Source organism: Agrobacterium larrymoorei (assembly GCF_030819275.1).
GTDB classification, from domain to species: Bacteria; Pseudomonadota; Alphaproteobacteria; order Rhizobiales; family Rhizobiaceae; genus Agrobacterium; species Agrobacterium larrymoorei_B.
In genome coordinates this window covers 329,525-344,343 of record NZ_JAUTBL010000002.1, presented here as the reverse complement: position 1 = coordinate 344,343, position 14,819 = coordinate 329,525, and the positions used below count along the sequence as shown (strand labels likewise).

The 14,819-nt window shown below is 58.7% G+C and carries 16 protein-coding genes and 1 tRNA gene; 10 read left to right on the top strand and 7 right to left on the bottom strand.

What is annotated here, in order from left to right; translation table 11 throughout:
• Nucleotides 1–8: 8 nt before the first annotated feature.
• Nucleotides 9–1,604, top strand: a complete 1,596-nt coding sequence (ggt, locus tag QE408_RS10245; RefSeq protein WP_306930819.1) for a gamma-glutamyltransferase — start codon at nucleotides 9–11, stop codon at nucleotides 1,602–1,604.
• Between the two features lie 75 nt (nucleotides 1,605–1,679).
• Here the strand turns inward: ggt and QE408_RS10240 are convergent, their stop codons facing one another.
• Nucleotides 1,680–2,894, bottom strand: coding sequence for a hypothetical protein (locus QE408_RS10240; protein ID WP_306930817.1), 1,215 nt, complete (start codon nucleotides 2,892–2,894; stop codon nucleotides 1,680–1,682).
• A gap of 307 nt (nucleotides 2,895–3,201) precedes the next feature.
• On the opposite strand from QE408_RS10240, the gene QE408_RS10235 reads away from it, so the two are divergent.
• The 4 genes from QE408_RS10235 (at nucleotide 3,202) to QE408_RS10220 (ending at nucleotide 5,784) form a co-directional block, all read left to right on the top strand.
• Nucleotides 3,202–4,161, top strand: coding sequence for an NAD(P)H-dependent flavin oxidoreductase (locus QE408_RS10235; RefSeq protein WP_306930814.1), 960 nt, complete (start codon nucleotides 3,202–3,204; stop codon nucleotides 4,159–4,161).
• Nucleotides 4,162–4,284: 123 nt separating this feature from the next.
• Nucleotides 4,285–4,360 (top strand) — tRNA-Thr (locus QE408_RS10230).
• Nucleotides 4,361–4,592: 232 nt separating this feature from the next.
• Nucleotides 4,593–5,180: a hypothetical protein gene (locus tag QE408_RS10225; RefSeq protein WP_306930812.1), complete on the top strand. Its 588-nt coding sequence runs from the start codon at nucleotides 4,593–4,595 to the stop codon at nucleotides 5,178–5,180.
• Nucleotides 5,181–5,475: 295 nt separating this feature from the next.
• A complete protein-coding gene (locus QE408_RS10220) occupies nucleotides 5,476–5,784 on the top strand; it encodes a hypothetical protein (protein ID WP_306930810.1) in 309 nt (102 codons plus the stop codon).
• 87 nt (nucleotides 5,785–5,871) lie between these two features.
• Here QE408_RS10220 and QE408_RS10215 read toward each other — a convergent pair whose 3' ends face one another.
• Entirely contained in the window at nucleotides 5,872–6,039 is a 168-nt protein-coding gene (locus tag QE408_RS10215) for a hypothetical protein (RefSeq protein ID WP_306930808.1), read from the bottom strand.
• A 275-nt stretch (nucleotides 6,040–6,314) separates the two neighbouring features.
• Here QE408_RS10215 and QE408_RS10210 point away from each other — a divergent pair, with 275 nt between their 5' ends.
• On the top strand, nucleotides 6,315–6,473 hold the full coding sequence (locus QE408_RS10210) for a YqaE/Pmp3 family membrane protein (protein WP_037171141.1): 159 nt from the start codon (nucleotides 6,315–6,317) through the stop codon (nucleotides 6,471–6,473).
• Nucleotides 6,474–6,522: 49 nt separating this feature from the next.
• On the opposite strand, the gene QE408_RS10205 is transcribed toward QE408_RS10210, so the two are convergent.
• From QE408_RS10205 to QE408_RS10195, 3 genes are read right to left on the bottom strand one after another with little or no spacing between them, the layout of a single operon-like run.
• Nucleotides 6,523–6,921: a DUF2177 family protein gene (locus QE408_RS10205; RefSeq protein ID WP_306930806.1), complete on the bottom strand. Its 399-nt coding sequence runs from the start codon at nucleotides 6,919–6,921 to the stop codon at nucleotides 6,523–6,525.
• Nucleotides 6,922–6,949: 28 nt separating this feature from the next.
• Entirely contained in the window at nucleotides 6,950–7,609 is a 660-nt protein-coding gene (locus QE408_RS10200) for a ChrR family anti-sigma-E factor (protein ID WP_306930805.1), read from the bottom strand.
• The gene (locus QE408_RS10195; protein ID WP_306930803.1) at nucleotides 7,606–8,175 is read right to left on the bottom strand and encodes a sigma-70 family RNA polymerase sigma factor; all 570 of its coding nucleotides are present in this window, start codon (nucleotides 8,173–8,175) and stop codon (nucleotides 7,606–7,608) included. The genes QE408_RS10200 and QE408_RS10195 overlap by 4 nt, the downstream gene beginning before the upstream one ends.
• A 224-nt stretch (nucleotides 8,176–8,399) precedes the next feature.
• Between QE408_RS10195 and QE408_RS10190 the strand changes: the two genes are divergently transcribed.
• The 4 genes from QE408_RS10190 to QE408_RS10175 all read left to right on the top strand — a co-directional run bounded on the left by QE408_RS10190 (nucleotide 8,400) and on the right by QE408_RS10175 (nucleotide 12,351).
• On the top strand, nucleotides 8,400–9,773 hold the full coding sequence (locus tag QE408_RS10190) for an NAD(P)/FAD-dependent oxidoreductase (protein WP_306934756.1): 1,374 nt from the start codon (nucleotides 8,400–8,402) through the stop codon (nucleotides 9,771–9,773).
• Entirely contained in the window at nucleotides 9,773–10,582 is an 810-nt protein-coding gene (locus QE408_RS10185; RefSeq protein WP_306930801.1) for a DUF1365 domain-containing protein, read from the top strand. The genes QE408_RS10190 and QE408_RS10185 overlap by 1 nt, the downstream gene beginning before the upstream one ends.
• 3 nt (nucleotides 10,583–10,585) lie before the next feature.
• On the top strand, nucleotides 10,586–11,800 hold the full coding sequence (locus QE408_RS10180) for an SAM-dependent methyltransferase (RefSeq protein ID WP_306930799.1): 1,215 nt from the start codon (nucleotides 10,586–10,588) through the stop codon (nucleotides 11,798–11,800).
• 305 nt (nucleotides 11,801–12,105) lie between these two features.
• The gene (locus QE408_RS10175) at nucleotides 12,106–12,351 is read left to right on the top strand and encodes a DUF982 domain-containing protein (protein ID WP_306930797.1); all 246 of its coding nucleotides are present in this window, start codon (nucleotides 12,106–12,108) and stop codon (nucleotides 12,349–12,351) included.
• Nucleotides 12,352–12,565: 214 nt separating this feature from the next.
• On the opposite strand, the gene QE408_RS10170 is transcribed toward QE408_RS10175, so the two are convergent.
• Complete coding sequence (locus QE408_RS10170; RefSeq protein ID WP_306930795.1) at nucleotides 12,566–12,958, bottom strand: PRC-barrel domain-containing protein; 393 nt, start codon at nucleotides 12,956–12,958, stop codon at nucleotides 12,566–12,568.
• A 110-nt stretch (nucleotides 12,959–13,068) separates the two neighbouring features.
• Nucleotides 13,069–14,760, bottom strand: coding sequence for an ABC transporter permease (locus QE408_RS10165; RefSeq protein WP_373465533.1), 1,692 nt, complete (start codon nucleotides 14,758–14,760; stop codon nucleotides 13,069–13,071).
• Nucleotides 14,761–14,819: the final 59 nt, after the last annotated feature.

Below are 14,819 nucleotides of genomic sequence, written 5' to 3'. Positions count from 1 at the left end.
CCACCAGGATGCGCAATTTCGAGAAGCCCACACGGTCCATCGCGGTTTCGACCACGGGGATGGCGGCGACATCCCACCCCTCCGCGACGCTGACCGCCATCACGATCCTGCAAGCCGGAGGCAATGCGATGGATGCGGCGATCGCCGCCTGTGCCGTCCAATGCGTGGTGGAGCCGGGCTCGACTGGTATTGGCGGCGACTGCTTCGCGCTCTACGCACCGAGAGGCAGCGCCGAGATCATCGCCTATAACGGCTCCGGACGCACGCCGAAGGCACTGACGGTGGATTGGTTCGAAGAGCGTGGGCTGACCGAAGTGCCGCGCCAATCGCCCGCCGCCGTCACCATCCCCGGCGCCATTGACGCCTGGACACGACTGCACGCCGATCACGGCCGCCTGCCCTTCGCCGACGTGCTGGCCCCGGCCATCCGTTACGCCGAACAGGGCTATGCGATCGCGCCGCGCGTTCACCGCGACTGGGTGCGGGAGGAAACGCTGCTATCGCAGGACCCGGCGGCGGCGGCGATCTTTTTGCCAGGCGGCCGCGCACCCGCCATTGGCGCGGTTCACCGGCAGGAAAAGCTTGGTGCGACGCTGCGCAAGATCGCAACCGAAGGCCGTGACGGTTTCTACTCAGGCGATATCGCCGAGGATATGGTAAGCCACCTGCGCTCACTTGGCGGCCTGCACACGATGGAGGATTTTGCTGCCGCCGGTGGGGAATATGTCACGCCCGTCACCACCCTATTCCGCGATCACATGATCCATGAGTGCCCACCGAACGGCCAAGGGATCATCGCCCTTCTCATCCTCAACATTCTCTCCCATTTCGACACGCGCCATGCGCCGGGCTCGACGGATCGGTTGCATCTGGAAATCGAGGCGACGCGGCTTGCCTATGCGGCACGCGACGCCTGGATCGCCGATCCCGCCAAGGCGGACGTGCCGGTGGCGGAATTGCTCTCGCACGACTTCGCGAAACGCTTGGCCGAGATGATCGATCTTCGTCATGCCTTGACCGACCTGCCGGACTTCGAGATGCCGCTGCACCGCGACACGGTCTACATCTCGATTGTCGATCAAGACCGCAATGCGGTAAGCTTCATCAACTCGATTTTCGACAGTTTCGGCACCGGCATCGTTGCGCCCCGATCCGGCGTGATCCTGCACAATCGCGGCCAGAGCTTTTCGCTGAAACGCGGGCATCCGAACATGATCGCCCCGGAAAAGCGGCCGCTTCACACCATCATTCCCGGCATGGTGACCCGCAATGGCCGCACGGAGATGTCCTTCGGCGTCATGGGAGGGTACTATCAGGCGCTCGGCCATGCGCATCTGATATCCAAGGTGGTCGATTACGGCATGGATATCCAGGATGCCATCGACCTGCCGCGCCTCATTCCCGTTGGCGGCAAGATACCGCGCGTGGAAGCGGAACATACGATCTCGCCGGAAACGATTACCGAACTCACCCGCCGCGGGTTCGAGATCGTGCCGGCCGAGGATCCGATCGGTGGTGCCCAGGCGGTGAGGATCGACTGGGAGAACGGAACGCTTGTCGGTGCGTCTGAATCGCGCAAGGACGGGATCGCGCTCGGCTACTGACGCGGTCCTACTCTTTAAACCGGCGTGTCGATTCCGACTTTCGGGCCCGTGCTGTAAATTGGCGCGCAAGCGCCCTTACTGACCGGGCAATATCCGAACCGAATAGAGGTTGATCGGTCGCGACTTGCCGTCAATATCGCTGTTGATGAAGATGCGGCCAGGCGAATTAGGTGCCATGGTGCGATCGAAGCTGAGATTGATCAGCATATCGGCGCGCTCCTGCGTGGCGGTGAAACGGTGTCGCGAGCAATCGCCCAACGTTCCGAAATCACACGAGACCGACACTTGGCTCTGGCCGTTGCTAGCAGATTGCAGCGTGATCGAAATGGTAGAGGCCTTGCCCGCCATATCCCGCAGCACATCGACCGGAACCGTGATCGCGATATTGCCCGCGGCATCCGCCGTCTGCGACGTCACGCGGACGGCCTTTCCGCCGCCGGTCGCAACATCTTCCACCTTGGAGAGCGAGCCAGGCTGTAGCCCCGCATCGCCACGATCCGCGTTGAAGACTTCCTGCCAGGCGTCGGAGAAACCGCGACCAGCGGCGAGCGTCGGCTCCTGGGTGTTCTGCTGCCCGTCGAAATCTTCGGCTTCCACCGAAGGCGGCGGGTTCGGCACGCTGGTGTCCCGTTCGTTCGGGCTCAGCAACAGGCCGGAGCTATAGACCCACCAGCCGCCAACGCCAATGAAGGCCAAAAACGTGAACCAGATAAAGAGGCGTGTGATGATGCCCTTCTTGCGGCGGCCCTTGGCCGCACGCTCCGGCTTGAAGGCAAGCGACGAGGCTTCAAAGGAGGGACCGGCTGACGAGGTCATGCGGCTCAAGCCCTCGTCGGTGCGTTCGGCACGAAAATCGCTCATCTCTGGCGGCTGATGTGCGGGCTCGCTGCGCGGCTCAGCGCGCACTGGCGCTCCCACCGGCATCGCCGCACCCTCATCCTCGTCTTCATGCCGCCGCGCGGGCGCAACCGACGGTGCCGCGACAGCGGGAGCAGATCGCGTGGCGGCAGGTGGCTCCACAACAGGCGGAGCAGTGCGCTGCGTTTCCCTCCTTACGTGGTCTTCGACCACATCCAGAAGTCGGTTCCGCTCTTCCGTCTCGATGGCGTGAATGACGTTTTCCAGCCGCTGACGCTGCTGCGCAACGACGCCCTGATCGTCTATGCCCTGCTTCCGCAGACCGGCTTCCAAGGCCTGACGCGACGACTGATAGATCCGCGCGCGCACTTCGGCATTCGACCGATCCGATTTTTCCAGGGCATTTCTGATTGCCGTTTCCAGTCCGCTCACTCTCGGTCCTTCTTCCTCGCCACACGCGAAAGATCAACGCTTCGGCACCACGTTTACGATTCGGTAACGACTCGTGTCCACAACCGCAAGCCACCTGATCAGCAAAGCGGAAATTGGCTTGGGGAAAACGTCATGACTGTGGCGGTTGGAGCATAAGGTTTGCCGCAAGCGCCGGTGGCCTCATCATGGCGCAGGTCTGGCGTCGTACCGCCCCACCCGCTCTTTTCGCTTTTCAATGGCATCCACCTCGGCTAAATCTTACGTGCGCGTAAACGTAAATCGCCAAATGTCATTCATGGGAGGAACCATGCTGCCGTCCATTCTTAAGGACAATCTCCGACTGCCGGTGATTGCCTCGCCGCTCTTCATCATTTCTCATCCGGAATTGACGCTGGCGCAATGCAAGGCGGGCGTTGTGGGCGCGTTTCCAGCTTTGAACGCTCGCCCGGAGAGCCAGTTGGACGAGTGGCTGGCGATGCTGACGGAAGAGCTTTCCGCGCACAATGCCGCCCACCCGGACCGACCGGCCGCGCCCTTCGCGGTAAACCAGATCGTGCATATGTCCAACAAGCGACTGGAACATGATCTTGGGCTCTGCGTGAAATACAAGGTGCCGATCGTCATCTCGTCCCTGGGCGCTGTGCCGGAGGTCAACGCCGCAATCCACTCCTATGGCGGGATCGTGCTGCACGACGTGATCAACAACCGCCACGCCAACTCGGCGATCCGCAAGGGCGCGGATGGTCTCATAGCGGTCGCGACCGGCGCCGGTGGCCATGCGGGCACCCTTTCCCCATTCGCGCTGGTTCAGGAAATTCGCGAGTGGTTCGATGGCCCTCTTCTATTGGCGGGCGCCATCGCCAATGGCGGCTCCATTCTCGCGGCCCAGGCCATGGGTGCGGATATGGCCTATATCGGCTCACCCTTCATCGCCACCCGCGAAGCGCGCGCGACGGAGGCGTATAAGCAGGCGATCGTCGAGGCGCACGCCAATGACATTGTCTATTCCAACTACTTCACCGGCGTGCATGGCAATTATCTGAAAGCATCGATTGTCGCCTCCGGCCTCGACCCGGACAACCTGCCGGTCGCCGATCCTTCGAAGATGGATTTTGCCGCAGCCTCCACCGGCGCCAAAGCCTGGAAGGACATTTGGGGCGCAGGCCAGGGTGTGGGTGTGGTGAAGGCCGTCGAACCCGTCTCCGCACTGGTTGACCGGTTGGCGCAGGAATACGCCTCCGCGAAGCAGCGCGTCTGCGCATCCTAGGCATGGGAGGTCATTGCAGGCGGGAAATTTTCAACAAGCTGACATTCAACGCTTGAAATCCTGCCTCAATGCCTGTATCAGCCCGCCATGCGCCGCGCCGATAGTTTTTCGGCGCTTGCGCAGGCCGCTTTAGCTCAGTCGGTAGAGCACGTCATTCGTAATGACGGGGTCACGTGTTCGAGTCACGTAAGCGGCACCATTTTCTCCTAGCTTATGCATCTTTTGTGGTGGGGATCGAAACCCATAGCGGTTGATTCAAGCCAAGCCTGAGCGTCGAACGCTTTCTGCGCCTCTTGTATAAACATTGCCTAGACGGGCGCTCTGTAGGTGCAAGCAATCGCCTGCCGTAAGATTAGCATAGGTTTCGACTCGACAGCGATCACAACTCATGGGCAAATAAGGCAGCACCACCTAATCTCTATGGTACAGGCATGAAAGCCATATTTTGCGCCGCAATGTTTGCCCTCCCTACCCCGCTCCTTGCGCAATCGGATACGGTTCCGTGGAAGGAGGTAGCGGGGTGGACGATCCGCATGGACCCTAGCATGGGGAATGCCTGCTACTTATCGACTGCATACGAGGACGGAACGATCCTGCGGCTAGGCTTCAACTTTCTGGAGGGTAAGCGCGAGCTCTACTTTTCGTTTGGCAACGCCAAATGGAAATCGTTGGAAGAGGGCAAAGAATATCCTGTCCGCATCCAGTTCGATGACGAAACGCCTTGGGAAGCAAAGGCGTCGGCGGCACAAATTAACTCCTATAAGTACCTTCAGGTCGGTACCCACGACCCAAATTTTCTCGTCGAATTCAGTAAAAAGTTGGGCTTGAAGGCGTTCTACGCCGGCAAGCAAATTGTGTTCCTGCGGCTTAAAGGTTCCTCAAAGGCAATTGATGAGATGCTTGACTGTCAGGATACAACTGACAAGCTCGTCAGCACTCAAAAGTCTCCACCAAAGGACGAAGACCCTTTCACCGCTCCCCCATCGGTTAAAGCTTCCGACGATCCCTTTGAACTGTAAAGAGGGGCATCCACACCATTCGGTGTAGAAAGGTGCTTGCGTGTTGAAGCAACCGTGTCCCAACACTTCTCTGGCACCAAACGTCAAGTCTAAGCGGATACATTCGGGTAGTGCCGACAAAGGCCGCATTACGCTCAGTTGGCGCATCCATTGTAACAGGGCGTCGATCAGCGTTTGGACATTTCTAGCGCATCGCCTTGGACCCGATCTCACGTTTTCGCGATGAGACCGCCGAGCATCTCGTCCTTCTTCCTCGCCTCGCCTATCTTAGTCTCCCAACGCAAGAGGAGATTGAATGATCAACGAATTTGGCCCTTACGCGCAGATGGCGACGCTTGGGGAGCAGATGGCCAATCGGTACCAGATGGATGAAAATCTGGAGCTGGGGCCGCACCTGGCGCATTACATGGAAGAGGTTGAGGTCAATATCGCGGCGGATCGCTTCAACCATGTGGGTTTTATGGAAAAAATCCTCGAGCGATTAAAGTCCACACCAGAGGCAACGGACGAAAGACGACGCCAAGAATTTTTGCAGGCCGTCTCCGTTGCTCTTCAGGAGCGCATCGATCGTACCTCTCGCGAAGTCGCTCTCGACGGAATTTGATCTTCGTTGGCCCACGCTCACGGCAACAGAGAGCCTTTCGCCTGGCTCCTTCTTCACTTGAACTAGAGAGGAAGATCGGTTGCCCGCCTAATTGACCTGCTTATGCGGGGTGGTGCGGGGGATCAAAGATCCATCCTGGGCCTGTGGGGCGATGTGGATGTTGTCGCGGAAAAGGGCGATGCTGAGGACGAGACCTACGAGGACGCATAGGAGAGCGACGAAGATCAGTCCGGCTTTGTCTATCGGCTTTCTCATGGATCCTACCATAGGCGCTAATGTGGATATGGTGAGGCGATAAACACCCTTTCTTACCGTCCGATACATTTGGTTATCAAACCGTAAAAAGACAACACCATAGCCGTTTTAACACAAAACTATTTTCGGGCGCGTGACCGAATGGACGTCCGTTGGGTGCGCGAAACGATCGGTTGAATGAACGGAATGTGTGCGCACAGCGGAAGGCAAGATTGAACCAATCGGCTTGAAACCACGTTACCCGCCCGACAACAATGGACATGGGATTTCAGATCGTGGACGTCATTCGTATTCTTCTCGCCATCATCCTGCCGCCCGTCGGCGTTTTCCTGCAGGTCGGGCTCGGCCTTCATTTCTGGCTGAACATTCTGCTCACACTGTGCGGCTACCTGCCCGGCATCATCCACGCGATCTGGGTCATCTTGCGCAAGTGATCCTGATCCGCTGATGGTACAGGTGTAGGCGCTGCAACCTATAGAAAAATCAGGCAAAAGCCTGCGTCGCCCACGCACCCGCTGCTGCGGCGACGGCCGTCAGCAGCGTTCCCCAAATGATATCCACCACGCATAAGCGCCATGTCCACCCCTTGAGGGTGGACAGGTTCGTCATGTCGTAAGTGCCATAGGCAAGAAAGCCAAAGATCGCACCGGAGACCAGCGCCTCACCGATCGAACCTCCGGTGAAAGATGGTGCGACGGCGAAGTAGACGATGCCCGCAATATAAAAGAGATAGAAGATACCCGCTGCCACGAAGTTTGGCTTTGGCAGCATGAGTTGCCCGATTTCGCGTTTGTAAAAGCCGACAGCCAGCTTTGACAGCCAGACGAAATCCAGTCCGAAGAAGACGATAGCCGTTGCGACATAGGCGACGATCAGCTGCATACGGCAAGCCTCCTCTTATAAATGAGCATTAAATTCCCAGAACGGGCTGAACCAGTCTGACGATCCAGCTCTTGAATTTCAGAGGCGCATCGGTGACAGCCAGGCAAATGCAATCTTCGCCTTCACCAGCAATCGGCTGGTGGGTGAGGTCTTCATCCGCCTCTTCAAAATCCCCACGACGGAAGACATCGTCGCCATCGCGGAAGCATCCCGCCAGAACCACCGTCAACTCCCGGCCCCCATGGGTATGTTCAGGAACAGGCTTACCAGCGGGTATCTTCAGCAACCGGACCTGCGCTTCGCCATCCCTGGTGGGAATGGGGAAATGATAGGCGCCGGGGCCGAGCGGCTTCCATTTGAGCTTGTCGACATCTCCACCCGCGTAGGAGCGCAAAGGTTCCGGCAGGACCGAGGGTTTGGCGGCTGAAGCGGCCACACTTGCTGGCGCGTAGGGGGCCTCGGCCCGCATGCGGGCCTTCATCGCGCTCCACTGACCCTCGGAAATTTCCTGAACAGGTCCGGCATCACGCAAAAGCGCACCCGCGGTCATCTCCATGGCGTGCAAACGCTTGCGGCTTTCCGGACACAGCGCAAGATGGGTGGCAACTGCCAGGCTCCAGCTTTCCGCCAGACTGCCCGAGGCGTAATCGAGAAGCAATTCATCGCTGATGTGGTGCCAAACACTCATGTGCGCGACTCCAGAGCTGTTCTCAGTTTGGCAAAAGCAAGCCGGATGCGGGACTTGACGGTTCCGATCGGGAGGCCAAGCTGCTGGGCAATAACGCTGTGAGACATTTCCTCGAAGAAGGAACGCTTCAGAAGGTCCCGCTGCTCCTGCGGAAGGTCGGCCAGCGCACGGTGCAAACGCTCTGCATCCTGCAACTCTTCCATCTGGGCATCGGCCGCAGGCGCATCGTCTGCAACGAAGGCCGGATCGTTCATATCGAACTCGGGACGGCGGTCGCGCCGGTGCGCATCAATTCTCAGGTTACGGGCAATTCTGAAGATCCAGGCAGAGACGTTGCCTCTCGCCGGATCGAAGAGGGCGGCCTTGTTCCAGACCGTCATCATTGTTTCCTGCATCAGTTCCTCAGCGGCCTGCGCATCACGCACCTGCCGTAACATATAGATACGCACGCGTGGTCCGAAGTATCGGAATACAGCTTCGAAGGCCTCCACACTGCGTTCAGATGCAATTGCTCTTAGCAGTCCGGGAAGCTCGTCCTCGATATTGTTCTGGACCGTTTCACCCATGCGAATAGGTTTTACCTCGCTCCCACGCATTTTCTGAGCAACAGGCTTCTTCCTATTGTTGCTCATATAGTGGCACGGCGCCGCCGCTATGGAAACATTTATCGTCATGCTGGCGACTACGGCAGGTCTATTTCGGTGGATCACTCACGGTATGGGAGAAGACAAAATTTAACACTTCGGAAATCCATTGGTCACTGCCTTGCGTAACGTTCGACATGAAGAAAATGGACCTGGAAGTCATGGATATATCGTCACGGTCAAGAGACAGACAGGCACTGCGTAAGGTGGCCGTTATCGGTTCCGGCATCTCAGGTCTCTCGGCTGCGTGGCTGCTGGACAAGTCCTGCGACGTCACGCTCTATGAGAGCGACCATCGACTAGGCGGCCATGCCAACACGGTCACTGTCGAGCGTGCGGACAGAGCTCCCATTGCCGTCGATACCGGCTTCATCGTCTATAACGAGAAGAATTATCCCAATCTCGTGGCTCTGTTCGCGCATCTCGGCGTGCAGACGGCTGCCTCCGACATGTCCTTTGCGGCATCGCTTGGCGGTGGAGCGCTTGAATATTCCGGCTCCGACCTTGCCGGGCTGATCGGGCAGAAGTCCAATCTCTTTCGCCCGCGCTTCTGGAAAATGGTGCGTGACATCATGCGCTTCTACAAGGTTGCGCCGGATCTTCTGAACGACGAGAGCCTGCGGGGCGTCAGTCTTGGCGCTTATCTCGATCGAAACAACTATTCGGCCGGCTTTGTCGATGATCATCTGCTTCCGATGGGGGCGGCTATCTGGTCGATGACCGCCGACGACATGCGCGACTATCCGTTGCACGCCTTCATCCGCTTTTTCGTCAATCATGGCCTCGTCCAGCTTTCCGGCCGCCCGCAGTGGCGCACGGTCAAGGGTGGCAGCCGGGAATATGTGTCCCGCGTGCTTGCCGAATTTCGCGGAACGGTGCGCCTTTCAAGCCCGGTTGCCGGTATCCGCCGCATTCAAGAGGGCGTGACGGTTGTCGATCGTGCGGGTGATGTCTCGGTTTTTGACGAGGTGGTGATCGCCACGCATGCGGATGATGCCCTTGCGCTTCTCACCGATGCCGACGATCAGGAGCAAGCCCTTCTCGGCGCATTCGACTATACGAGCAACACGGCAGTCCTTCACAGCGATGAGCTATTGATGCCGAAACGCAAGGCGGTGTGGTCCAGCTGGAATTATCTCAGCGAGCCGGGATCTCGCGGCACGGAAGCGCTTTGCGTCACCTATTGGATGAACAAACTTCAGCCGATCGATCCCGCAACGCCGCTCTTCGTCACGCTCAACCCATCGCGTGCGGTCGATCCGGCCAAGGTGATCCAGAGCTTCGATTATGCCCATCCGCTTTTCGATGCGAAGGCAATGGCAGCACAGAAGAAGCTGTGGTCGCTGCAGGGCCGTCGCAATACCTGGTTTTGCGGCGCACATTTCGGCAGCGGCTTCCATGAGGACGGCATCCAGTCCGGGCTTGCGGTGGCGGAAGCGCTGAGCGGCGTGAAGCGACCTTGGACGGTGGAAAACGAATCCAGCCGCATCTTCCTCTCGACGATCGAGGAGCACGTCTGATGACGTTGCGCTCCGCGATCTACGCAGGGAACGTCGTGCATGCGCGCCACCGCCCGCGCGCGCATAAGCTTCGTTACCGCGTTTTTTCGCTGCTTCTGGACCTGGATGAGTTGCCGCTGGTCGACGCCAAGATGCGGCTCTTTGCCCATAACCGGTTTTCGATTTTCAGTTTCCACGACAAGGATCACGGCATCGGCGAAAAGGGCGCGCTGAAGGATTGGTGTCGCGCGCGGCTTAGCGAGGGCGACATCGATATGCCGCTCGAAGATCTCCGCATCGAGATGCTCTGCTATCCGCGCATCTTTGGCTATGTCTTCAATCCGCTGACAGTCTATTTCTGCCGTGACCGGCGTGAGAACGACCGGCTGGTCGCCATTCTCTATGAGGTCTGCAACACGTTCCACGAGCGCCACACCTATATCATTCCCACGCCGCAAGCCGATGGCGGAACTGTCCGGCACGCCTGCGACAAGGAAATGTATGTGTCGCCGTTCGTGCCGATGGAGTGCACTTACGATTTCCGCATCGATCCGCCTGAGGAGACGGTGCGCGTCGCCATTAACGAGCGTGATGCCGAGGGCGAGCTGCTGTTCGCCTCCTTCACCGGTAAGCGCCGTCCTTTGACGGATGGCGCGCTTGCCAGGTGTTTTCTGTCCCATCCGCTGATGACGCTGAAGATCATGGGCGCCATCCACTGGGAAGCCCTTATCCTTTGGGTCAAGGGCAATCCACTTTATCGCCACAAGGCCGCCGAGAGCCGCATTGCGAGCTCCGTCCCCGCCAAAACGCCGCAATCATGGGAGGCATGAACAATGAGCCACGCTGAACAGGAAACGCGCCCGTTTCTCCTTCACACTGCCCCTTTCTGGCAAAGGATGATCTGCCGTAGACTGAGCGGATTGACGCATGGACGTCTGACGCTCGTTTTCCCTGGCGGACAGGAATATGTGTTGCAAGGCAAGGAACCCGGGCCTCACGGTGTGATATCGCTGAACCGGGGCCGGCTGGTTCGACGCCTGGTGACTGGTGGCGATATGGGCTTTGCCCGCGCCTATATGGATGGTGACTGGGACAGCCCCGATATCTCTGCACTTCTGGAACTGGCACTCGCCAATGAGCACAACTGGCTGTCGCTCTCGCAGCCATCACGCCTCACCGCAACAATCGACTATCTGCGGCACCGTCTGCGTCGCAACTCCAAGTCCGGAAGCCGCCGCAACATCGCGTTCCACTACGATCTCGGCAATCGCTTCTATGGCGCATGGCTCGATGAGACCATGACCTACTCTTCCGCACTCTTTACCAAACCCGGACAGAGTCTGGCCGAAGCGCAGAACGCCAAATATGACCGGATCGTTGAAGAGTTGCAGATCGGGCCTGACGATCACGTGCTGGAGATCGGCTGCGGTTGGGGCGGCTTTGCCGAATATGCCATGGCGAAAACCGGCTGCCGCGTCACCGGTCTGACGCTCTCTCAGGAGCAGGCCGCCTATGCCCGCAACCGGCTTGCCAAGGCAGGCTTGTCCGAGCGCAGCGACATCCGCCTGGAGGACTACCGAGATTGCCAGGGCACCTACTCCAAGATCGTCTCCATCGAAATGTTCGAAGCCGTGGGTGAAGAGAACTGGCCGGTTTACTTCAAACGGGTTCAGGAGCTGCTGGCGCGTGGGGGCAAGGCCGTCGTACAGGTCATTACCATCGATGAGCCTTACTTCGACCAGTACCGCCGCAACGCCGATTTCATCCAGACCTACATCTTCCCCGGCGGCATGCTGCCCTCCATCACTGCTTTCCGCCAGGCGGCGGCACGCGAAGGCGTTTCGGTGACCGACGAACTGCGCTTCGGCCAAGACTATGACCGGACGCTGATGCTTTGGGACCGTGCTTTCATTGCCAATTGGGAACGGATCGAACCCATGGGCTTCGACGAACGCTTCCGCCGCATGTGGCAGTATTATCTGCATTACTGCGCGGCAGGCTTTAGAGGCGGGCGTATCGACGTCGTTCAATTCACGCTGAAGACGTAAAGCAACGCACGCGATTTGCTGGTCCACAACCGAAAATATGCCTTCTTCGGGAACTTGCGGTCTTTCCTCACGTTATGGTGAAAGATTTCAAGCGCCGGCGCCGCCGGCTCCCAGCGGAGGATCATCCATGAATCAGATCATCTATATCGTCGGCCTGGTGGTCATCGTTCTCGCGATCCTGTCGTTCTTCGGCTTCCGCTGAGGCTAATCTCCCGGTTGTAAAATCGGGATCACCGGAATAATCTCCCTAACGGGAACCACGCCAATGCATGACGCGTTTGGTTAGGTTGTTAGGGAGGTGTTCAATGAAGCAGACTGTATGGACAGAACCTGTCGAAGTGAGCTTCGACAAGAATAGCCAGAACGTGATTTCTGGCCCATTCGATGCGCTGACGCTACTGACCGAAAATTGGCCGCACGCGCGGGGACTGATGTTCGTGCGCGCTAGAAGCGCTTGCCGCGCCGCGCTCGATGGACGTAAAACGCCCGAAGAGGCGCGTCGTTGCTTTGAAGATGCAATCTCGGAGGCAAAGACAGGAAGGCCGCACTGAGCGGCCTTTACGCTGTCGAACATCTCATAATTTTCGTGTTGCCGTCCTTTGATTAAGTCGAGGACAGGGGTGCTGGCGCGTGGCGAAAAGCTTCTCTTCTGCCGTCTGACCAACCCTTGAGTGACAGCACGGTACCAACTCACTACAGTATCCTTGTCCTCAACGTCACAGAGAAACGGCCCCTTTCGGAGCCGTTTTCCATCTCATCTTTTTCTTACATCCAATATGGAGGAACGCCGTAATAGTCGTAGACCTTGCGGTCTTCGCGGCCGTACCAGCTCTCGTCTTCTCGTTCAGCAAAACGCGGCGCGTTTTCAATCTGTTCCTTGGTCAAATCGACGCGGTAGCCATCAAGTTCTTCGTCGTAATGAAGCTTTTCCCAGGGCAGAGGATAATATTCATCACCGATGCCGAGGAAGCCGCCGAAGCTCAAGACGGCGTAGGCGACACGGCCGCCGCGCTTTTCGAGAATGATCCGTTCGATCGAGCCAATCTTCTTACCGTCGGCGCCATAGACGTTCGTGCCTTCGACCTTGTCGCTGGCGATGAAGCTTGGGGTGTCCTGGACATAGGGGTCCTGGCCGGCACGGGGTTCATGGTGAAGCATGATTGCATCTCCTCTTTTTCAGTGCGTTGATAACGAATTAACCCGATCACGGAAAAATCGTTCCCGAGCCGGGCGAGGAGGCGTGTTCGCATTTGCGTGAGATGGTGATGTCAGATCGCGTGTGACGCCGTCTTCGGCTTGCCGACACGCGCCAAAAGGATGACGGGCAGAATGCCGATCACCACAATGGCGAGCGCCGCAATCGAGGCTTCTTCATAAGTACCCCTCGCCGCTTCGCCATAAAGCTGCGTAGAGAAGGTCTCGAAATTCATTGGCCGTAGCAGCAGCGTCGCCGGCAGTTCCTTGACGCAATCGACAAAGACCAGCAAACCGGCGGCCGCCATGGCAGCTTTTGACAGGGGCAAGTGCACGTGGCGGAAGGTTGCACCGGGCGCACGCCCCAGGGTGCGCGACGCGTGGTCGAAGGAAAGAGGAATGCGGCTCAAGCCGGCATCGACGCCCCCCGCCGCAATTGTCAGGAAGCGCGTTGTGTAGGCAAAAATCAGTGCCGCGCCGCTGCCGATAAATAGAAGCCCGGTGGAAATACCAAACCAGCTTTGCATGGTTTGATCGAGGAATCTGTCGAAGCCGCCAAGGGCGATCAGCACGCCGATGGCGATCACAGTCCCGGGCGCAGCATAGCCCACCGTCGCCAGCCGGAAGCACCACAAGGACGCCCTGCCCGGCACGATGCGCAGGGCATAAGCAACGACAAGCCCAAGAAGCAAGGTGACAAGGGTGGCAAGCCCGGCAAAGACGATCGTGTTTACGGCTTCAGAAAGGAAGCGCGTGGAAACACCGCTGAACTGATAGCGCTTCCAGGCTTGCGTGATCAGATAGAGTGCGGGGCCAGCGAAGCCGATCAGGATCGGCAGGCTGCCGAGCGCAAAAGCAAGCCAACCCCAGGCGCCCTTTATCCGGAGTGGTTCGAGCGTTCGGCTTTTCTGCGCGGAGAGCGAGTAGCGCTGCCTGCGCCGCGCCCAGCGCTCCAGCGCCACGAGGGCAACGACCAGCACCAGCATGCACAGCGCAATCTGCGCCGCTCCTGGCAGATCCGACTTCGTCACCCAAGTGGTGTAGATCGACACCGTCAGGGTGCGAACGCCAAGAAATTCCGAGGCGCCGATATCGTTCAGCGCTTCCATCAATGTCAGGCTGATGCCGACGGCGATTGCCGGGCGTGACAAGGGTACGGCAACCCGCAGAAAGAGCGATCTGCGAGAGGTGCCGAGAAGCCGCGCCGCCTCGAGCAGATTGCCAGCCTGGGTCAGGAACATGGCCCGCACGGGGATATAAACATAAGGATAGAGCACGAAGCCGAGCAGCAGAATGCACCCGGTCATGTTGCGGATATCGGGCAGGCGAAACTCGCGCGGGCTGGAATAGCCAAGCAGCCAGCGCACGGCCCCTTGGACGGGACCGAGCGGGTGGAGAATATCGAGATAGGCGTAAGCCATGATGTAGGTGGGCATGGCGAGCGGCAGGAGCAGCGCCCATTCGAGAATGCCGCGCCCTGGAAAATCATGCGCTGCCACGAGCCAGGCTGACGCGGTCCCCAGCACACCGGCGAGGATCCCGACGCCGAGAAGCAAAATCAGCGTGTCCGGCAGAGCCGTTGCCAGCACCGTGTCGCGAAGATGCGCCCACAGCCCCGCCGAGCCCTGTACGGCTTCCGTCACCAAGGCCGCGACAGGCAGAAGGGCGAGACCTGCAATCACCGCCGATGCCACCAGCCACCAGACATTCGCATGGAATCGCGGTCTGGCCTTCATCGGTGTGTGACTGGCGGTGTCTGAAACCATGCGGTTACTCAAGCCTTATCGTGCATGAAATATCGATATACTGAAAACGGTGAAGGCGC